25 protein-coding genes, 2 tRNA genes and 1 other RNA gene are annotated in these 20050 nt (G+C 26.8%); 17 read left to right on the top strand and 11 right to left on the bottom strand.

Going from position 1 to position 20050, the window contains the following annotated elements; all coding sequences use genetic code 11:
* The 8 genes from atpC to ACYQ1U_RS04220 are packed head-to-tail and all read left to right on the top strand — an operon-like array spanning position 1 to position 5164.
* Positions 1-381, top strand: coding sequence for an ATP synthase F1 subunit epsilon (gene atpC / locus ACYQ1U_RS04255; protein WP_459884685.1), 381 nt, complete (start codon positions 1-3; stop codon positions 379-381).
* Positions 362-910, top strand: a complete 549-nt coding sequence (locus ACYQ1U_RS04250) for a MotA/TolQ/ExbB proton channel family protein (protein ID WP_459884683.1) — start codon at positions 362-364, stop codon at positions 908-910. The genes atpC and ACYQ1U_RS04250 overlap by 20 nt, the downstream gene beginning before the upstream one ends.
* Positions 907-1284 (top strand): ExbD/TolR family protein, encoded by a 378-nt coding sequence (locus ACYQ1U_RS04245; RefSeq protein WP_459884681.1) that lies wholly within the window; start codon positions 907-909, stop codon positions 1282-1284. Before ACYQ1U_RS04250 ends, ACYQ1U_RS04245 begins: the two co-directional genes overlap by 4 nt.
* Positions 1281-1967: a hypothetical protein gene (locus ACYQ1U_RS04240; RefSeq protein ID WP_459884679.1), complete on the top strand. Its 687-nt coding sequence runs from the start codon at positions 1281-1283 to the stop codon at positions 1965-1967. Before ACYQ1U_RS04245 ends, ACYQ1U_RS04240 begins: the two co-directional genes overlap by 4 nt.
* On the top strand, positions 1964-3109 hold the full coding sequence (locus ACYQ1U_RS04235) for a Tol-Pal system protein TolB (RefSeq protein WP_459884677.1): 1146 nt from the start codon (positions 1964-1966) through the stop codon (positions 3107-3109). The genes ACYQ1U_RS04240 and ACYQ1U_RS04235 overlap by 4 nt, the downstream gene beginning before the upstream one ends.
* 20 nt (positions 3110-3129) lie before the next feature.
* Positions 3130-3714, top strand: coding sequence for an OmpA family protein (locus ACYQ1U_RS04230; RefSeq protein WP_459884675.1), 585 nt, complete (start codon positions 3130-3132; stop codon positions 3712-3714).
* 30 nt (positions 3715-3744) lie between these two features.
* On the top strand, positions 3745-4614 hold the full coding sequence (locus ACYQ1U_RS04225; RefSeq protein WP_459884673.1) for a tetratricopeptide repeat protein: 870 nt from the start codon (positions 3745-3747) through the stop codon (positions 4612-4614).
* Positions 4615-4660: 46 nt separating this feature from the next.
* Positions 4661-5164 carry an FKBP-type peptidyl-prolyl cis-trans isomerase gene (locus ACYQ1U_RS04220; protein ID WP_459884671.1) on the top strand — a complete coding sequence of 168 codons (504 nt, stop codon included), beginning with the start codon at positions 4661-4663 and terminating at the stop codon, positions 5162-5164.
* Positions 5165-5715: 551 nt separating this feature from the next.
* On the opposite strand, the gene thiS is transcribed toward ACYQ1U_RS04220, so the two are convergent.
* Positions 5716-5916 carry a sulfur carrier protein ThiS gene (thiS, locus tag ACYQ1U_RS04215; RefSeq protein WP_459884669.1) on the bottom strand — a complete coding sequence of 67 codons (201 nt, stop codon included), beginning with the start codon at positions 5914-5916 and terminating at the stop codon, positions 5716-5718.
* Positions 5917-5926: 10 nt separating this feature from the next.
* Positions 5927-7900: a glycine--tRNA ligase subunit beta gene (gene glyS / locus ACYQ1U_RS04210; RefSeq protein WP_459884667.1), complete on the bottom strand. Its 1974-nt coding sequence runs from the start codon at positions 7898-7900 to the stop codon at positions 5927-5929.
* A gap of 320 nt (positions 7901-8220) precedes the next feature.
* Here glyS and ACYQ1U_RS04205 point away from each other — a divergent pair, with 320 nt between their 5' ends.
* Positions 8221-8646 carry a hypothetical protein gene (locus ACYQ1U_RS04205; protein WP_459884665.1) on the top strand — a complete coding sequence of 142 codons (426 nt, stop codon included), beginning with the start codon at positions 8221-8223 and terminating at the stop codon, positions 8644-8646.
* A 59-nt stretch (positions 8647-8705) separates the two neighbouring features.
* On the opposite strand, the gene ACYQ1U_RS04200 is transcribed toward ACYQ1U_RS04205, so the two are convergent.
* Together ACYQ1U_RS04200 and ACYQ1U_RS04195 are read right to left on the bottom strand one after the other, a co-directional pair.
* The gene (locus ACYQ1U_RS04200) at positions 8706-9602 is read right to left on the bottom strand and encodes an HpcH/HpaI aldolase/citrate lyase family protein (protein WP_459884663.1); all 897 of its coding nucleotides are present in this window, start codon (positions 9600-9602) and stop codon (positions 8706-8708) included.
* The gene (locus ACYQ1U_RS04195; protein ID WP_459884661.1) at positions 9599-9964 is read right to left on the bottom strand and encodes a c-type cytochrome; all 366 of its coding nucleotides are present in this window, start codon (positions 9962-9964) and stop codon (positions 9599-9601) included. Before ACYQ1U_RS04195 ends, ACYQ1U_RS04200 begins: the two co-directional genes overlap by 4 nt.
* Positions 9965-10016: 52 nt before the next feature.
* Between ACYQ1U_RS04195 and folD the strand changes: the two genes are divergently transcribed.
* From folD to ACYQ1U_RS04180, 3 genes are all read left to right on the top strand, one after another.
* Positions 10017-10871: a bifunctional methylenetetrahydrofolate dehydrogenase/methenyltetrahydrofolate cyclohydrolase FolD gene (folD, locus tag ACYQ1U_RS04190; RefSeq protein WP_459884659.1), complete on the top strand. Its 855-nt coding sequence runs from the start codon at positions 10017-10019 to the stop codon at positions 10869-10871.
* Complete coding sequence (lepB, locus tag ACYQ1U_RS04185) at positions 10868-11827, top strand: signal peptidase I (RefSeq protein WP_459884657.1); 960 nt, start codon at positions 10868-10870, stop codon at positions 11825-11827. Before folD ends, lepB begins: the two co-directional genes overlap by 4 nt.
* 222 nt (positions 11828-12049) lie before the next feature.
* On the top strand, positions 12050-12709 hold the full coding sequence (locus ACYQ1U_RS04180; RefSeq protein WP_459884655.1) for a site-2 protease family protein: 660 nt from the start codon (positions 12050-12052) through the stop codon (positions 12707-12709).
* A 245-nt stretch (positions 12710-12954) separates the two neighbouring features.
* Here the strand turns inward: ACYQ1U_RS04180 and ACYQ1U_RS04175 are convergent, their stop codons facing one another.
* The 4 genes from ACYQ1U_RS04175 to ACYQ1U_RS04160 form a co-directional block, all read right to left on the bottom strand.
* Entirely contained in the window at positions 12955-13146 is a 192-nt protein-coding gene (locus tag ACYQ1U_RS04175; protein WP_459884653.1) for a hypothetical protein, read from the bottom strand.
* 23 nt (positions 13147-13169) lie between these two features.
* The gene (gene dnaJ, locus ACYQ1U_RS04170; protein ID WP_459884651.1) at positions 13170-14261 is read right to left on the bottom strand and encodes a molecular chaperone DnaJ; all 1092 of its coding nucleotides are present in this window, start codon (positions 14259-14261) and stop codon (positions 13170-13172) included.
* Positions 14262-14440: 179 nt separating this feature from the next.
* Positions 14441-14768: RNase P RNA component class A (gene rnpB / locus ACYQ1U_RS04165), an RNA gene on the bottom strand.
* 12 nt (positions 14769-14780) lie between these two features.
* Positions 14781-15050, bottom strand: coding sequence for a cupin domain-containing protein (locus tag ACYQ1U_RS04160; protein WP_459884649.1), 270 nt, complete (start codon positions 15048-15050; stop codon positions 14781-14783).
* A 671-nt stretch (positions 15051-15721) separates the two neighbouring features.
* Between ACYQ1U_RS04160 and ACYQ1U_RS04155 the strand changes: the two genes are divergently transcribed.
* The 5 genes from ACYQ1U_RS04155 (at position 15722) to ACYQ1U_RS04135 (ending at position 17630) form a co-directional block, all read left to right on the top strand.
* Positions 15722-15997 (top strand): hypothetical protein, encoded by a 276-nt coding sequence (locus tag ACYQ1U_RS04155; RefSeq protein WP_459884647.1) that lies wholly within the window; start codon positions 15722-15724, stop codon positions 15995-15997.
* A 169-nt stretch (positions 15998-16166) separates the two neighbouring features.
* The gene (locus ACYQ1U_RS04150; protein ID WP_459884645.1) at positions 16167-16442 is read left to right on the top strand and encodes a hypothetical protein; all 276 of its coding nucleotides are present in this window, start codon (positions 16167-16169) and stop codon (positions 16440-16442) included.
* Positions 16443-16757: 315 nt separating this feature from the next.
* Positions 16758-16832, top strand: a tRNA-Gln gene (locus ACYQ1U_RS04145).
* Positions 16833-16838: 6 nt separating this feature from the next.
* Positions 16839-16915, top strand: a tRNA-Met gene (locus ACYQ1U_RS04140).
* A gap of 199 nt (positions 16916-17114) precedes the next feature.
* Positions 17115-17630 carry a formyltransferase family protein gene (locus ACYQ1U_RS04135; RefSeq protein WP_459884643.1) on the top strand — a complete coding sequence of 172 codons (516 nt, stop codon included), beginning with the start codon at positions 17115-17117 and terminating at the stop codon, positions 17628-17630.
* On the opposite strand, the gene truA is transcribed toward ACYQ1U_RS04135, so the two are convergent.
* From truA to ACYQ1U_RS04120, 3 genes are read right to left on the bottom strand one after another with little or no spacing between them, the layout of a single operon-like run.
* On the bottom strand, positions 17627-18352 hold the full coding sequence (truA, locus tag ACYQ1U_RS04130; RefSeq protein ID WP_459884641.1) for a tRNA pseudouridine(38-40) synthase TruA: 726 nt from the start codon (positions 18350-18352) through the stop codon (positions 17627-17629). The genes ACYQ1U_RS04135 and truA overlap by 4 nt on opposite strands.
* Positions 18334-19305, bottom strand: a complete 972-nt coding sequence (locus ACYQ1U_RS04125) for an LptF/LptG family permease (protein WP_459884639.1) — start codon at positions 19303-19305, stop codon at positions 18334-18336. Before ACYQ1U_RS04125 ends, truA begins: the two co-directional genes overlap by 19 nt.
* On the bottom strand, positions 19298-20038 hold the full coding sequence (locus ACYQ1U_RS04120) for a prepilin peptidase (RefSeq protein WP_459884637.1): 741 nt from the start codon (positions 20036-20038) through the stop codon (positions 19298-19300). The genes ACYQ1U_RS04125 and ACYQ1U_RS04120 overlap by 8 nt, the downstream gene beginning before the upstream one ends.
* Positions 20039-20050 lie beyond the last annotated feature (12 nt).

Genomic DNA, 20050 nt, shown 5'->3' with positions numbered 1-20050 from the left:
ATGAAAATTGATATAGTAACTCCTCTTGGAAGAATTTTCCAAGGGGAAATTAAAGAAGCAACTTTTCCTGGAATTGATGGAGAATTCGGTGTCCTTGATGGACACGCTCCATTAATAACTAATTTAAACCCAGGTGTGATTTCTTTAAAAAAAGCTGATGGTAAAGAAGAAGTAATTGCAATAAATTGGGGATATGTAGAAGTTACACCTAATCATATTAATGTATTAGCAGAGGGTGCAGTGCCAGTTGCTGGTAATAATGAGAGTGAAATAGCAGCTGCAATAGAAAAAGCAAAACAGCTTATTAGAGATGCTTCTGATTCAAAAACAATACTCGCAGCTGTAGAGGCAAAGATAGAAAGTGCTGCTAGAAATATCTAAAATTCTAAGTAACCCTATAAATATTGTTGTATTAGGGTGGCTTGGAATTTATCTCTTTTTTGTTTTTTTTGTTTTTATTTATAAATATTTTTCTATTTCTTCATGGCTAAAAAAAGAAGAAGAAGCTCTTAATTCAGTTATTATGAGTGATGTTTTCCCAATTTCTTCTTCACTATATTCGTGTATTGAAAAATCTGCAAACATTAATAAGTACACTTTTAATGCTTGTATAGAAGGTGCTAGAAAAAAAGCAAATGCTGGTCTTATTTTTTTAAGTATTGTAGCATCAACGTCACCGTTTATTGGACTTTTTGGTACAGTGATAGGCATCCTCAATGCATTTAATGGCTTACAACAAGTTAGCACTATTAATATGATAGCACCAGCAATTGCGGATGCTCTAATAGCTACTGCTTTGGGTATTTTAGTAGCAATACCAGCATATAGTTTTCATCAAATACTTTCAAAAAAAGTAGAAGATTTAATATTGACACTCAAAATGCAAAGGGATATGTATCTTAGCAAATGAAAAAGCCTGAACTAAATATAACTCCTTTTGTAGATATTATGTTGGTGTTACTTGCAATTTTAATGGTGTCTATTACTGTAACTACATATCAAGAGAAAAATGTAAATCTGCCAGAGGGTAGTAAAACTACACCTGCTGTAAAAAAAGCTACTATAACAATAGTTATACCAAACTCTAATTTTGCTATAGTAAATTCACAAAAAATTCCTTTAAAAGATTTTTTAGAAAACTTTAATTTAAAATATGGAAACTTTAATAAAAATTCATTAGTGTATATAGCAGCTGATAAAAATATTAAGTATGATACTTTTATGAAAGTATATGCAGCTGTTGTTAAAACAGGATTTACTCAAATAGGATTACTTACTAAATGAGACTTTTAATTTCTTTTTTTCTTTCTTTGATAATATATATTGCGATTATATTTTTTTTGACATTTTATTTATTACCTAAACAAGAAAAGAAAAAAGAGGTTTTAATTCATACAGTAATAAAAGTAGAAAATACAAAACAAGTAGAAAAAACAAAAAAAATATTAAAAACTACACAAAAACAAGAAATTAAAAAAGAAATTAAAAAAGTTAAAAAATCTGTCAAAACAGGTTCTAAATCAAATATTACTAAAGGAGGAAAAGTAAAGTTTAGTGATATTTTTAAAAATGTAAATGAAAATATTGATACTGCTCCATTAAAATTAAAAAAATATGAAGAAATGAGTAGATATAAAGGTATAGAGCGAGTGAAAAAACTAGTAAACAAAGTTAAAAATATAAATTTTGAAATAAAATATGAAAACAGAACGCAGACAAAAATTACTAAAGATCAAATTAATGAAATTATTAATAAAATAGGCGAAGTATGGTATGAGTTATCTGATATTCCTGGAGAATATGCTAAAATTAATATTACAAATAACAATGGTCAAATTTATGTTACAATACTTGATAGTAATATTGATAAAATTAGACAAAAAGGATTAATCAATAGAATAAAAAATCTAAAGTTTAAGCAAAGTTTTGATTTAAATATCTTATTTCAAACAAAGGTGAATAAATGAGAAAATTAATTTTAATGATTACTTTTTTTTATTTTTTAAATGCTCAGGAATATGTAATTACAAAGTATATTGATGAAAAACCAATTATTAAGATATCATATAAAGGACCTGCAGAAGTTAAAAAAATAATTGATATTGATTTTAAAGTTTTAGATCATTTCGATATAAAAGATAATGCACCTTTTAGTTTTGAATTTTTTTATAATAAAAATACAAAAACTCTTACTGTCAAATATTTAAAAAATGATAATATATTTCTAATAAAAAAATATCGCTCAAAGAGCTTTGCATACTTTCCTTTTTTAGTACATAGAGCTATTTATGATATTAATGAATATTTTAAATTGCCTAGTGCTAAATTTCTTATAAGAAAAGTTATTTATTCTGTTTTAACTGCTCCAAAAGAAGCTTCAATTTATTTAAGTGATTACACGCTTTCTTATAGAAGAAGAATTATTAGTGGCGGTTTAAATATTTTTCCAAAATGGGCAGATGATAGACAAAGTACAATATATTTTACAAAATATGAGAGGGTGCCTACTTTATATAAATACAATCTTTATACAGGGAAAAGAGAAAAAATTATTTCTTCCCCTGGACTTTTAATAGTATCAGATGTAAAAGGTGATAAATTACTTTTAACTCTTGCACCTAAAGGTCAACCTGATGTTTATATGCTTGATTTAAAAAGTAAAAAGTTACGTAAAATCACAAATTATCCAGGTATTGATGTAAATGGTAAGTTTTGGGGAGACAAAATAGTTTTTGTATCGGATAGATATTTAAAACCTTATGTTTTTGAAAAAGATCTAAAAACAGGATACATTAAAAGAATATTATACCATGGAAAGAATCAAATTGGAGTTGATGCCTATCAAAATAATTTAGTAATTAGTAGTAGAGAAACTGCGAATGAATTTAAAACAAATACTTTTAATTTATTTTTAGTAAATTCCGAAGATTATTTAAAAAGACTTACAATGAAAGGGCAAAACTCTTATCCTAACTTTTCTGTTGATGGAAGTTCTATAATGTTTATAAAAAGAGAAAATTTTATTAGTAAAATTGGTATAATACGATTAGGAGAAAATAAAATTTTTTATTATCCACTTACTAAAAAGTTACAATCGTTTGACTGGTAAAAAAATAAAAGGAGCAAATAATGAAAAAATTGGCATTAACTGCAGGAATAACAGCATTGTTAATATTTACAGGTTGTTCAAAACAGCCAAACTTAGAGAATGCAGAACAAAAAAATACTGAGGAAGTTATTCAAGCTGATAAAGTTGTAAAAAGTCAACCTCAAGAAGAAATAGTTGATACTAAAAATGCAACTGTTGAAGAGCAAAATATTGAAGCTACTACTGTAACTGTTTCAAAAACACAAAATAATCAAAAATTTGCTAAAAAGCTTGCGAGTATAGTAATATATTTCGATTTTGATAAATATAATATTAAAAAATCAGAGTGGCCAAAAGTTGAAAAATTAGCTGAAATTATAAAAAATAATCCAAGTAATTATACGATAAGAATTGAGGGAAATTGTGATGAGTGGGGAACAGAAGAATATAACTATGCTTTAGGGCTTAAAAGAGCAAATAGTGTAAAAAATGCTTTAATAAAATTAGGAGTTGATCCTAAAAAACTTACTGTTATAAGCTATGGTGAGTTAAATCCTGTATGTTCTGCTCATGCTAAATGGTGTTGGAAATTAAATAGAAGAGATAATTTCACTTATTTACCATAATTAGATACAATTCCTTAAAAAAGGAATTGTATGAAAAAGTTTTTTCTTTTTTTGCCTATATTTTTATTAGCTGATATTAATCCTTTTAATGCAGGAATAAACTCAAATTATGGTTTGACTCCTCAAGAAAAAATTATTTTAGAGAATAAAAAAGAGATTAAAACTATTAAAAAAGACTTAAGTTTATTAGAAAAAGATTTAAAGAATTTGAAAATAAAACTTATAAGTTATGATGAAAGTATTTCTTTATTAAATGAAAAACTTGCTTCTTTTAATACTTTTCTTTCAGAACTTGATGCAACTAAATCTTCTTTACTTGCATTTAAAAAAGAAATTGAGAATATAGATAAAAAATATAAAGATTTAGATAATAAGGTAAAAAGTTTAGAAAATAAGATTTATTCTATTCAAAATGAAGTAGTAAATATAAAAAATACAATAAAAGAGATAACAAAAGTTCAAAATGAAAATTTTATGTATTTAAAAAATGCTATTGATTTAATAATAAAAGAGATAAAAAAACAAAAGCCACTTTCTCCAAAAGAAGCAATGACAAAAGCTAAACAATATTATTTTTCAGGAAAACTTGAGAGGGCGAAGGAGTTATTTTTATTTACACTTAGCAAAAATTATTTGCCTGCAACAAGTGCTTACTATTTAGGAGAAATTGCTTTTAAAAAGGCTGAATATAAAAAAGCTCTAGGATATTATAAAAAAAGTATAGAAATTTATCCTAAAAAAACATCTTTTAGTGAAAGATTATTATATCATACCGGAATTTCATTTGAAAAAATTGGTGATAAGAAATCCGCAAAGCTTACATTTAAAAAACTAGTTAATGATTATCCAAATTCAAAATATTCAAAGCTGGCACAAAAAGAGTTGGAAAAATTAAAATAATTTGATATAATGATTACTTATAATTTAAATTTTAAAAAGGAATAATATGGCAACAGTATACGGAATTGAATATACAGTTAAAAATTCAAATGGTGAAGTAGTAGATAGTAACAAAGGGCAATCTCCTTTAGAATTTGTTGCAGGAAAAGGTCAAATTATCCCTGGACTTGAAAAAGAAGTAGAAAAAATGGAAATTGGGGAAGAAAAAACAGTAGTAGTTCCTGCAAGTGAAGCTTATGGAGAAAGAAATGAAGAAGCTGTTGAAGAGCTTCCAAGAAGTCAATTTGAAGGAATAGAACTTCAAAAAGGAATGACTCTTTATGGCCAATCTCCTGATGGACAAGTAATAGCAGTTACTGTAAAAGATTTTAACGATGAAACTGTTACAATTGACTATAATCATCCTTTAGCAGGTGAAGATTTGACATTTGATGTAAAAGTAGTAACTAAAAGAGAGGCTACCCCAGAAGAAGCTCTAACAGGACAAGTTGGCGCACAAGCGCATGATGGCGGACATTGTGGATGCGGAAGTTGTGGATGCGGTCACTAAGACCGTATCTTTTTTTTATTGCTTTATAGTGGCTGACATCATTTAAGTAAATAAGAATATTTTTTATACTTTAAATTTATAAACCATTTCCCATTAAAAAACACTTTTAAACACCACCTTTTAATCTTATCTAAACCTTTTTTCAACTTTTTCTTAACCTTTTAAAATCCATAACACCAAACATAATTAAAAAACATTTATGTATTAGCTCAAAGAAAATAGCTTTTACTTATACCAATTGACAATTGAAAATGATGAAAAGTATTGAAATTAAGGAAATTTTAAACATTTATAAAGTAACTAATACCAATTCCAAGATGTTTAGACACTTCAGTATAATAAAATTTAGTTAATCAAATACAACCAATTAAAGCATATACTTCTATTTAAAAACTATGACTATATTAGAATTGGTATAATTAAGAATTGGTATTACTTTTTAAATTATCAATTTTAAATATAAGTGTTTTTAGTAGTTAACGATGGTATAAGTTTTTGATTTATAATGAGTATTAGTATAAGAAAGAGTGCATAGGAGGAGGGGCAAGGGCTTATCCTCCACCTACAAAATTTAGTGCTTCTATTTTATCTCCTTCATTAATAATGTGTTTGTCCCAATTGTCTTTTTTTATTATTTTCATATTTACTGCAACTGCCATAGTTTTATCTAAAACTTGTAAACTTTCAAGAAGTTTTTTTATAGTCGTGTTTTTAGGTATATCTTTTTCGATTCCATTAATCGTAATTTTCATATGTTTTCCTTTAGATTGTTATCTCTTTTATATCACCAATATCTAAAAACTCTTTATATATTGAAGCAATTAGTGAGCGCCTATTGTGTTTAATTTTTTCATCTTCTACATTCACCATTACATTATCAAAAAATTTGTCTATTAGTGGTTTTAAAGATACCAAAAAGTCAAGTTTTTTTTCAAGGTCTTTAATGTCTTTTACTTTTTTAAATTCCAACCATAATTTTTTTTCTTCTTCTTTTTCAAAAAGATTTTCATCAACTTTTATACTCTCTAGATCAAAATCTTTTACAATATTTGCAACTCTTTTAAATGTAGTTGATAATTCTTTAAAGTCTTCACTTTCAACCATTTCATTTAATAATTTTACTTTTTTATCAATTGCAAGTAAGTTACTCTCACCTGTAGCAAGAACTGCTCTAATAACTGTTGGATTTACATTATAAAACTTATAAAGCCTTTCATTTATAAAATCAACTACTTCTTTAATATTTAAGTTTTGATAATTTTGTTCTAAGTCTTTAACAACTTTTTTAATATCAAGAGGGATTTTGTTATCAAGTGTTACTTTTATTATGTGATTTGCGGCACGTCTTAGTCCAAATGGGTCTTTGTTTCCTTTTGGTTTTTTATTTATACTAAAAAGTCCCATAATAGTATCAAGGTTTCTTGATATATTAAGTAGGGCTGATGTTTTATTTGTAACAGTGTCAGTATATTGTTCTTTTATGCTAGTAGCAATTTCTTCATCTATACCTTCTTTTAAAGCATAATAATACCCCATGATTCCTTGCAATTCTGTAAATTCATAAACCATTTCAGTAAGCAGATCAGCTTTTGCAAGATTTACAGCAAGTTTTGCTTTTTTAATATCTCCATTGTATTCTTTAGCTAAATATTCAATAATTTTTTCTTCTTTTTTAACTTTATCGTAAAGGCTACCAAGATTATCCATATATACAATGTCTTTTAATCCTTCAATGCTTAGACTATTTTTTAAATCGTTTTTCCAGAAAAATAGAGCATCAGATAGTCTTGCTCTAAGTACTTTTTCATTTCCTTTAATAATTTTACTGAAATCATCTGTAAAAGCATTACTCACAACTACAAAAGCATTTGTTAGTTTATTATCTTTATATACAGGAAAATATCTTTGATGTTCTTTCATTGAAGTAATAATAACTTCAGGAGGCAATTCTAAAAACTCTTTATCAAATTTTCCAAGCAATGGTGTAGGATATTCAGTAATTGCAATAATTTCTAATAGAAGTTCTTCATCAATTTCTACTTTTATATTATTTTCATTTTCTATTTTTTTAATACCATCTAGTATTCTTTTTTTTCTTTCATCTTGATATAAAATAACTCCGTTTTTATCTAGTTTACAAAAATAATCTCCCACAAAACTAATTTCAATATCTTCTTTAAAAACTCTATGTGGTTTTGTAATGTTTGATGAAGATATGCAAAAACTTTTAAATTTGATTGCTTCATCTTCCATCATACATAAAATCCATCTAATAGGTCTTATAAACTCTTCTTTGCAATTTCCCCATTTCATTGTTTTTCCAAAATTAAGACTCTTTAACCATTCTTCAATCATTTGAGGCAATAATTCTTTTGCAAGTTTACCTTTTATTGTAGTTTTGTAGTATAAAAACTCTTGATTGCCTTTTGATTTATATGTTACTTCATCTACGTTAATTCCACATTTTTTTGCAAATCCTTCAAGTGCTTTAGGGTTTTTTTCTACTACTGCTTTTGGTGCTCCCCAAATCTCTTTTTCTTCATTTGGTTGTTTTGTAGGGAATTCTCTATGCCAAAGAGTTAATCTTCTTGGAGTATAGAAAAAATCAAAATTTGTTTTTAAATTATATTTTTCTAAAATTTCAAACCATTTTTTTTCAATATTTGGTATTTCTTTTAATAGAGGCCCAGCTGGAAGTTCTTCAACTCCAATTTCAATTAATAAAGGTTTTAACATAAGTTTCCTTTTTTATTGTAATTTTATCAAAATTATTATTTGCAGGTAGATTCTAAATAATAAGTAAAAAATAAGAAAATATTTTTATTAATTTTAACAATAATACTAATTTTAAGAATTTTTTCTAAATTATAAATGAAAAGTATTAGTTGTAAATCTTAATTATTAAATATTTATACATAAATTTACTTCTTAAAATTAAATTGTGATATAATAATTGCCTCTATTTTAAATATTTCATTTGACACAAGTTTAAAAGTATAATTGGACTGTAGAAAGTATAGAATATCTTTATGATATTTTTTGTAGAAGGCTTTATTATGAATAGACTATTCAATTTGTCAAAAGAAAAATTAATCGAAATACTAGAAAAATTTTATGTAAATTTAGTAAAAGAGCCTAAATATAATATTTATTCTAAAGTTTTTTTTATTGAATATTTAAAACATACTTTAGAAATATATAAAAGATATAAAAACTTAAAAGTTAATTTGGTTTTATTTAAGTTTGATGCAAATCAAATTAGTTTAATTAAAAAACTTTTGAGAAAAAGTGATTTAATTGCAAAGTATGATAATACTTTTGTGATAATGTTATTTCAAACAGGAAAAATGGGAACATACAAAGTTAAAAATAAATTAGAAAAACATTTAAATAAAAAAGGTATATTAATTGAGGTAACAATAAATAATAGTGCAGAAGATATTATAAAAAAAATAGAGAAAAATATAAAATTGTTTAATTAATAAAGTTGTAAAAGTGCTTGAAGTTTAAAAATTTATATTATGTAAAATACTTTTACAAACTAAAATCTTGATAAAATTTGTAAATAATTCTTATAAATCGGCTCATCTACATATAACCCATCAATTGTAAAAGGCCCCTCTTTTTCAAATTTTTCAACTATCATCCTTGCAAATTCCAAATCTTCTGAGAAAATTTTGTTTGCAATTTCTATTTGAGCAGGAGTAATGCAACCAACTCCTTTAATTCCTAAATCTTTTTGAAGTAAGCACCATTTAGAAAAACCTTCAAGGTCTTTATATTGTTGATATACAAATCCAATTGGAGTAATTGAATTGTAATTTGAATATATTGAAAAATCAGTTAAAATTTTATGAATTAAAGGATTGTCTAGTTTTATAACAGAGTGTGGGATGTTAAGTTCATTTAGCAAATCATATACTCCAATATAAAATGCTTTAATTTTTGGATGCTTAAAATTTTTTAAATTTATAAATATTTCTTTAGTTTCTACTGAAATATGCAATTCTTTTTCTGTTAATAAAAATATATCATCAATATCTTCAAGAGAATTCACTTTTGGAATTCTAAACGCATTGAAGTTAAAGTTTTTTAAAAATTCAATATCTTCTATTCCTCCTTCATCTAGTGCATTTACTCTAATTACGATTTCTTTGTCTATTTTTTCGATATGTGATAAAAATACTGCTATCATGATTCTAGCTATTTCTTTTTTTTCTTTTGGTACACCATCTTCTAAATTTAGCATAATAATATCAGCTGGGAGCTCGTCAATTTTGTTTAAGTGTTTTATTTGATGTCCACTTATCATTAAAGCACTTCTTTTTTTTGTTTGAGGGAGTGGAAAATTTTTTTGTTTTTTTATAAGCTTTAAAGCTTCTTTTATGTTGTTTTTATCAACAATTTCTTGAAGTTTTGAAATATCTTTAAAAATCATTTTTTGTCCTTTTGTGATTGGATGTATAAAAATAAAGCTTCAAGTTCGTTTGAAGTTAGATAATTATATCTTGGCATAACAGATAGTTTTCTGTCTTTTTTTGTAAGTAAAAATAGTTTTGATTTTAATCTATCATAAGATATATTTTGAATATTGGGAGCTTTTAATTCTTTTAAAATTATTTTTCCATGTTTTTTTATTTTATATTTAGCAATTATTTTTCCTTGTGCTTTAATGCCGTGACATTTTGCACAGCTAATACCTCTTGGGTTATTATAGAGCATTTTTCCATATTCATAATTAGTTATAAACCATTCTTGTCCAAATAGAAAAGTTGCTAAAAAGGGGATAATTAATCTCAATATAGGCCTTTTATGTTAAAATTCTAAAATATTTTACCAAAAAGGAATATCGATGACAATTATGGATGGTAAGAAGTTATCTGCTAAAATAAAAGAAGAGTTAAAAAATGAAGTAAAAGAATTAAAAGAGAAAGGTATAACACCTGGTCTTGCTGTGATTTTAGTAGGGAATGATCCTGCTAGTCATACTTATGTGAGAATGAAAAGAAACGCATGTCAAGATGTTGGAATATATAGTGTGGTTCATGAATTTCCAGAAGAAATTAGCGAAAAAGAACTTCTCTCTACTATTGAAATGATAAATGAAAATCCAAATATCCATGGTCTACTTATTCAACTTCCTCTACCAAAACATATAGATACTACAAAAATTCTTGAAAAAGTTTCTCCTGCTAAGGATGTTGATGGTTTTCATCCTTATAATATGGGAAGACTTGTGGAGGGACTTGATACATTTGCTCCATGTACTCCTCTTGGAGTTATGGAATTATTTAAAGAATATGAAATTGATTTAAAAGGAAAAGATGTTTGTGTTGTAGGTGCTAGTAATATTGTTGGAAAGCCTATGTGGGCTTTGCTTGTTAATGCTTGGGCAACTGTTGATATTTGTCATATAGAAACTAAAGATTTAGCAGCTCATACAAAAAAAGCTGATATTGTAATTGTTGGAGTTGGTAAACCAAATTTAATAACAGCTGATATGGTTAAAGATGGAGTAATAGTGATTGATATTGGGATTAATAAGCTTGATAATGGAAGACTTGTGGGGGATGTGGATTTTGAAAATGTAAGCAAAAAAGCTTCATTTATAACACCAGTCCCAGGTGGGGTTGGTCCTATGACAATAGCAATGCTTCTCAAAAATACAGTAAAAGCTGCTAAAAATTTTTTGAAAGAGTCTAAATGAAAGATAAATTAATTAAATTTTACCATTGGTCTAATACTTGGACAGGGACGATTGTAATTGTTTTGCTTGTGATTTTCTTTTTAGCTCAAGCTTTTATTATTCCAAGTGGAAGTATGAAAAAAACTCTTCTTCCAGGTGATGCTCTTTTTGCTAAAAAGTTTGCTTATGGAATCCCAATACCTCATATACCTTGGATTGAAGTACCAATTTTACCAGATTTTAGAGGTGATGGGCATTTGATTGATGGTCCTAGACCTAAAAGAGGTGATATTGTAATTTTTAGATATCCACTTGATGTAAAAAAACATTTCGTAAAAAGATGTTTTGCAAGTAGCGGTGATGAGGTAATTTATAATGATGAAGGTTTTTGGCTTCATCCAAAAGAGGGCGATGAGTATGTTAAAAAGCATTTTAAAGGATTTATAACCAAAGAGTTTAATGGAAAACTTTTTGTACTAAATCCTTACAGAAAAAAGCACAAAGGAATTCAATATATCAATCAAAACTTTACTTATTTTGGATTAAAGCAAAGAGCAGAGCAGTTAGTTGATTTTATGGGGCTAAATAATTATACTGGATATATACCTTATAATGAGATAAAAAAGGCAATTGACAAAGCCCTAGCAGCACTCGCACTTCAAGGGATTAATGTAAAACCTCAAGAAATTGATATAGGAATGGGGATTTATCTTGAAAATGGAAAAATTAAATACTTTTACTCAAAACTTGGTAAAGATAAATTTTTAATGATTGGAGATAATAGAGATGAAAGTTTTGACAGTAGGTTTTGGGGACCAGTACCTTATAGTCTTGTAGTAGGAAAACCTTGGTTTATTTATATGAGTTGGAATAGTGATTTTACGGTTAGATGGAATAGAGTAGGAAAAACAATTGATGAAATAGAGGAAGAACTTAGAGCTGGTAAGAGACCTTATGAAGTGGCAGGATGTAGATAGCTAATGTAAAATGGAAAATTGAAAATGGAAAATGAGAAGGTATTAAAGGTTAATAGAGGTTGTATAGGTTGTAGAGGTTATAATACCTCTATTACCTTTAATACTTCTACAACCTCTACTAACCCTAAAACTAATCGATGTATGGTGGTCGGGGACAATGGAAAATTACCAATATACCAATTACTAATACACCAATAACCAATATACAAAAAAAGGAATAAATTGGAGTTTATAATTAAATATACAGCAATGATACTTGCATTTTTGATTGCAATTATAGGGCATGAAATAATGCATGGAGCAGTTGCAAAATATTATGGCGATGATACGGCAAGTAGGGAAGGTAGGCTTAGTATTAATCCAATAAAACATATTGATCCGTTTGGAAGTATTGTTTTTCCAATTCTTTTATATTTATCTCAAAAATTAGCAGGAGTAGAAAACCCTATGATTTTTGGATGGGCAAAACCAGTTCCAGTTAACATCTTTACAGTTATTAGCAAAGGGGGATATTTAGCTGCATTTGCAGTATCTCTTGCAGGAGTTACATATAACTTTTTATTGGCTCTAATAGCATCTTCTATTATTGTTTTTTTTGGTTCTCCTGAGTCTATACTTAGTTTATGGATGTTTGTATTTTTATTTTATATAGTAGTTGTGAATATAATTTTAGCCATTTTTAATCTTTTACCGCTTCCACCTCTTGATGGAGCAAATGCTCTTAAATATTTAGCACTTCATTTTAGATGGGAAGCACTTGTTAAATTTTATAATAAAATTGAGCCTTATGGAATATTAATTTTACTTATTGTATTATTTACACCATTAGGAGATTATATATTTTTACCTGCATATAAATTGATTAATGCACTTCTTTATTAATTTTGATATAATCAATTTCTTTAAAAAATACAGTTTTTCCTTTTCCAAGCTTTTTAGATTTATATAAAGCTAAATCTGCTTTTTCAATTTTTTCTTCAAAAGGTAGATTTTCTTCACATCCTCCACGCTAACTGATAGAGTTTTTTATTTTTTATATCAATTCTAATATAGTCATAGTTTTTAAATAGAAGTATATGCTTTAATTGGTTGTATTTGATTAACTAAATTTTATTATACTGAAGTATCTAAACATCTTGGAATTGGTATGAGAAAAAATATATAGAAAAGTCTTTTGGTGAATATTCATTTTCATACATTACAGATAGAAATCCATTAAGCTGAGGGATACCACATTGATCTTTTTGGTCATTTGAGTTTACAATAAGTATTTTTGCCCATAAAAAGCTTGCTATTAGTAGCAAAAACATTTTTTTCATAAATTGTCTTTTTTATAATAGTATTATAGCTTATTCTTAAACCATCCTTTAACTTTTTCTATAGCTTCTTCGAGAAAATTTTTGTGTTCTTTTATTTCACCTGTAAAACTTTCATGTAATTTTTCAAGTAACTCTTTTTGCTCATTGGTTAATTTTTTAGGGTAAGTTATATTTATAGTAGCAATTAAATCACCTTTAATACCTGTGTTTGGATCAGGTAACCCTTCATTTCTAAAAATGATTTTTGTTTTATCTTTTGTGTTCGGTTTAATTTCTATTTCTTTTTCTCCAGATAAGGTTGGTATTTTTACTTTATCTCCTAATATTGCACTTGTAAAAAACACAGGTACATCTACTATTAAATTATTGCTTTTTCTTTTGAAAATTTTTGATTCTTTTACATTAAAAATTAAATATAAATCACCTCTTCTGTGAGGATATTCATTCCCTTTTCTTGCAATTCTCATTCTCATACCAGTATCTACACCTGCAGGTATGTCCACTTGGACTTTTTCTGTTTTTGCTATAAATCCTTTTCCACTACATTCAGAACATATTTTTTTAGGAATAAAACCTTTCCCTTGACATTCAGGACAAGTTTGAGACATTCTTATAAAACCATTTCCTAAAACAATACTTCCTCTTCCTTGACAAGTTGGACAAGTGATTTTCTCTTCAGCTCCCGAACCTTTACATTTTAGGCAAATGGAATAATAATCAATTTCTATTTCTTTGCTAACTCCAAAAGCTGCTTCTTCAAATTCTAAGCTTATTTCATATAAATTGTCCATATCATATGGCATATGTATTTCATCTTGATAATTTCTTCCTCCACCAAAAATATCATTAAACATATTGAAAATATCGCTAAAATCAAAATCGCTTTTAAAACTTCTTCCTTCTAAGCCATCTTTTCCATATCTATCATAAATTGCTCTCTTTTCATCATCACTTAAAACTTGATAAGCTTCATTTATTTGTTTAAATTTTTCCTCAGCTTCTTTATCACCAGGATTTCTATCAGGATGATATTTCATTGCAAGGCGTCTATATGCTTTTTTTATTTCAACTTTGCTAGCTTCTCTACTGACACCTAATATTTCATAATAATCCATCTCCCCTCCATTTTTTTTAGTGGAATTATATCAAACCATAAATGTAAAATTATAATACCAATTGAGAATTGAGAATGTAAAATGGAAGATTTTATATGATTGAAAATTTAATTTTTTTAGAGTAAAGAAAACTTCGGAGTGAGGTAATGATTTTTTTGATATTAGTTATGGAGTAAAAATAAAAAGGTGCGCCTGTAAGCCGGGTTCTGTTTAGGAGGTTATTTATCTTGGCGCACACCTTACGGTGCCGCTCATGCGGAGGGTAAAATTGCAAGGCTTTACCATCCCTCCTTGCTGCGGGGTGGGTTTACCAGCGAGATATATCGCTATATCCCCTGGTGAGCTCTTACCTCACCGTTTCACCCTTGCCTGAACCTATTTTAGGCCATCGGCGGTTTGGTTTCTGTGGCACTTTCCCTCGCCTTACGGCGGCAGCCTGTTAGGCTGACCCCTGCCTTGCTGCAGCCCGGACTTTCCTCTGTTTCCAGCAACCTCCCAGCGCACCTTTATATAATTATATCAAAATTTTGATCCGCATATGTACTCTGCATCTTCTATAATATATGCTTCGTGAATTTCACCAGCAGGAACATTTAATATGTCACCAGGCTTTAGGTGATATTTATTATTTTTTGTATTTATTATCATTTTGCCTTTTAACATTACTCTAATTTCATCATATTGATGTTTATGCCAATTATAATAAGTTCCTTTAGAATCTTTCCAAATGAAAATATTTTTAAATCCTTCTTTTTCTAAATCTTTAATAATATCAGAAGCGGTTTTCACCAAAACTCCTTTCTTAAGACTTAAAGACATAGGCTTTTAAGGCAGTAAGGAGAGTTTTTTTGACATTATAATAAAATTTATATGAAGAAATTAATCTTAACACAAAAAAATAGATTAAAACTAAACAAAGAAGAATTAAGAGTTTTTAAGTTACTTGCATATAATTTTGCAAAACATTTATAATGTAGAGTTTTTCATATCAACTTTCAAACTGTTTAACATCAGTGATTTAAACAAAAACTAAAATCAAAATGCAAACAACTTGGAATTAATTATATTTTTCAAGATGATTAAATAACAAGAAACAATTGTTGCAAATTTTAGTGAAAAAAAGTGTTAAAAAAATCATACAAGCCTGATTCATTAGTAGTTTGTGATTTAAATACTAAAAAATTTCATTCTTGTTGAAATTATTTAGTCAGTGAAGAAATGAAATGTGATTTTGCTTATATTAAGGTAAGACCTATTAGGCAATATAGTTATACATAATTTTTAGAAAATTTTTTATTTTTAAAAAAAAAGTTTCAAAAAACACTAAGCCTGTTCGAGAAAAAACAGGAGAAACTGGGAAAAAAAGGGGGGATTTAGGAACAGAAATTGTTTGTGATTTAAAAAAGGTTTAGGATGAGAAAAGACAAATATCATATAAACTTTTACCATACAAAGAAGTATTGAAATTATGCAAGAAATATTTTAAAAATAAAGAAAAGCCTAAAAGAGGAAAACCAAAAATATACGATGATTATTTTATAATATTTATAGCAATAATCATGCAAATGCATAAGTATTCTTTTAGAGAAGTAATAGTAATACTTGAAAGAGAGTTAAAAATAAAACTACCAGCCTTATCAACACTTCATTACAGACTATCTAAACTCGATGATAAACTATTAGAAGAAGCGATATTAAAAATAAGCCAAGAAATAATAAAAAAAATTAAACAATAAAAAACTTTCCAAAATAACAGTTCTACTTTTAATAGATGCGACAGGATTTTCATATTCAAATAAATTTTATGCAAAATTTAAAAGAGGACTAGAGATAAGGAAAATAAAATCTCACATTAAGACAGAAGCAATAATTCTTTATATACCAGAGTTTAATTTTAGAATACCTTTGATAATAAGAAATTTTGAAGCTTATTATGATGAAAGAAAAGCATTAAAAGGAATACTTACAGACAATATTTTTAATAAAGCAAAAACATTTTTAATAAGAAATTTTTCTTTTGGAGAATATGAAAACAAAATACCTATAATAGGTGATGGTATTTATTCAAATTCCAATGAGTTGATTGATTTAACAATAGAAAAAGATTTACTTCCAATATTCAGAATAAAAAAGCCTTTACACAATGAAATAAAATCAACACAAAGACAATTGGTTAAATAAATTTATGAAAAATATAAACATTCATTATTTAAACAAAGATTCAATATAGAAGGATTTTTTGGAAATGTAAAAAACAAATTTAATTGTTTCGTTAATGCTGTAACTTATGAAGTTGCTAAAACATTTGTTTATGCAAAATTTTTAGCATGGTTATTAGTTGTTTTTTTATTCTTATATTATTTATGTATTTTGTACAACTTGTTTTCTTTTCAAAAAAAGCTTTTTTCTCTTTTTTTTGACTTTTTTTCTCGAACAGGCTTAAAAACACTTGACTTTGTGGATGTTTTTTAATATAATTTCATCACCAAATGACATTGGGCTGTCGCCAAGTGGTAAGGCAGCGGACTTTGACTCCGTCATTCGGAGGTTCGAATCCTCCCAGCCCAGCCATTGTGACGCGGGGTAGAGCAGCCTGGTAGCTCGCCGGGCTCATAACCCGGAGGTCGGAGGTTCAAATCCTCCCCCCGCAACCAATTTAATAGTATACAGTCTCTGACACTTTTTTATGTTTTTAATTGCTACTTTTGAATTGTTCAGATCAGTTTTTTCTACAAGATTTATTTCTTAATTCATCAAAATAAGCTAAAATATACCTAAAGTATAGGAAAATTAATAAAGTATAAATTACTACATAGCTTCTTATTGGTATAATTTCAATCAAAAAGGATTTTCTTGAAAAAAGTTGTTGTTTTTTTTGGTAAGGGAGGGAGTAATTTTTTAAATATATTATCACATCAAAAAAATTATAAGGTAGTTTTGGGAGTGACTAATAGATCTGATTCAGAAGCTTTAAAAGAAAAAAATTTGCCACCAATATTAATTTCAAATGATAATAATGAAATTTTAGAAAAATTAAAAGAAATAAATCCAGATTTAATAGTACTTGCTGGTTATATGAGAATAATACCACCAGAAATTATAAATACCTTTAAAGGTCGTATAATTAACTTACATCCAAGTATTTTACCAGACTTTAAAGGTCTTAATGCTGATAAGCTTTCTTTTGAAGCAAAAAAGTCTTGTGGGATTACTATACATTATGCAGACATTGAATTAGATAGTGGAGATATAATTTTGCAATATCATATAAACCCACATAAATATAAAACATTTGAAGAGTATCGTAAAGCATTAAAAAAAGCAGAACATACTTTTTTGACATTAGTAATTGAAAGATTTTGGGATTAGTACCAAATTCTTTCAAGATAAAGTCCTTGCGGGGGAGCTAGGTGTTTTGAGATTAATTTTTCTTTACGTAGTTGAGATTTTAAATCATCAATAGTTAGTTTGTTTTCATTTATTTTTAGTAAAAAATCAATAATAATTCTAATTTGACCTCTTAAAAAACCATTCCCTATTATTTTTATAATTATTTTATCTTTATATTTGAAAATTTTTGTGTTATATATTTTTCTAATATAGCTATTTACTTCGCTTCCGGTTTTAGCAAAATACTCAAAGTCATGTTCTCCTTCAAAAACTTTTAGAGCTTCATTTAAAAGTGTTAAATTTATTTTTTTTGGATAATAAGTCATATAATCTGCTATATGAGGAGAAAAATAAGGAGTTAAAATGTATCTGTAACTTCTTTTTTTTGCATCAAATCTTGGATTAAAATCTTTATGAGTTATTTTTATTTTTTTTATGTGAATATATGGATGTAATATTTTATTCAATGAAGTTTGAAGTTTTTTTATATTCCAAAATAAAGGAATTTTAAAAGTTATAACTTGGTTTAGTCCGTGGACTCCTCTATCAGTTCTTCCTGCATGAGTTATTGTTGAATTTATATTTAGTTTTTTTAAGGCTTTTTCTATCTCACCTTGGACGGTTTTTTTATTTGGTTGAATTTGCATACCATAGAATTTACTTCCATCATATGAAATTATTGCTAAAACTTTACTTTCCATTTATATAAAATACCTCCTGCTATTAAAAATGTAAAAGGAATTATAATAGACATTAATATGTTTTTATTTGCAAAAGCTAAAGTTATATAAACTCCAAGTAAAGCAATGGAATATAGCAGATATCTATTTTTGTAAAGTCTTGGGTGGAAAAAACTTAGAATTGGGATAAAAAATAAAAGAGCAATTGGAAGTAGGGCAAATGGTAAGTATTTAATAAATAGTTTTTTATTGTAATTAAAATAGTTTTTAAAATTAAAAATTGAAATTTTGATTTTTGGAATTTTTTGATTTATATGCATTTTTTCAAAATTGATTACATATGAAGAGTTAAAATCATATACTTTTCCATTTGTCATTGTAAACTTTAAACTACCATTAGAACCTTTTAGGTTTGCTTTTTTAGCTAATATAAACTTTGATTCTTTTGTGTTATAAAGGTATATATTTGAATAGGACTTTTCTTTATTTTTTTGGGCGAATACAGACCATTCTCCAAATTGTTGAGAAATTTGAGCTGATTCAAAATTAAATTTTGTTTCTTGTTTTTTTTCATTTTTTAAATTGTTAAAAGCAATTTTTGAATAAGGAATTGAGACTAATAAAATAAAAAGGTTAATTATAGTTAGAATAAAAGCTATAAAGATTATAGGAGATAGTAGTTTTATAGGTTTAAATCCAAGTGAAAACAGGGCTACTAACTCTTGAGTTTCACTGAGTTTTGCAAAAAGGGTATTGGCTGATATAAAAAAAGCAATTGATAAAGTTATAAAAATAATTTGAGGAAGGGATAGAAGGTACATTTTCATAAGGTCAATAAATGTTATTTGAAGTCCAGCTGTAATGTTTGAAATTGAAACAATAAAAATTAATGAAATAATAAGTGAAATAATAAAAAATAAAGAAAAAAATATAGGTAAATATTCAATTATTAAATATTTTTTTATTTTACCCATATAAAGTACTCCATAAATTTATAAAAAGATTATCAAAATACCATACTAAAAATGAGCCTAATGCTAAAAAAGGAATAAAGGGAAGCTCAGGATCTTTTTTTTGGGTTCTATAATAAAGTGATGGAATAATAGCAATAAGTGATGCTACAAATAAGGCAATTAGAGATAATTTCACTCCAAGCAGTGCCCCCATAGTACCGCCAACAATAATATCACCTTCTCCCATAGCTTCTTTTTTTATAAAATAGCTTAAATAATATCTAATAAGAGCCATAGCCCCCATCATTAAAAGAGCGTTTTTAAAATTTTCTAAAATATCAGTAGAATGAAAAAAAGCAAGAGTTAGTGCTAAAAGGTTTAAGCTATCTGGTACTGCTTTGTAGTCAAAATCAATTACACAGAGTGCTAAAAGTGTAGAAAATGTTGCAAATGTTATAATAAAAAAAATATCAATTTCTTTTATCTTAAGGTAAATTAGTACTGCTAAAATTCCAGTAATTAATTCTATTAATGGGTATCTTATTGAAATTTTTTCTTTACAATTAGCACATTTACCTTTTAACAATATCCAACCGAGTATAGGAATATTGTAATAAGGCTTTATTAATGTATTACATTTGGGACAACTGCTAGGAGGTGAAATTATGCTTTTACCAATTGGTACTCTGTAAATTACTACATTTAAAAAACTACCGATTATTAACCCAAAAACAAAAATAAATATAATTTCCATAAATTACCTTAA

The organism is Caminibacter profundus (assembly GCF_054657155.1).
The sequence above is the reverse complement of the archived record's forward strand: the minus strand, read 5'-3'. Positions and strand labels throughout refer to the sequence as shown.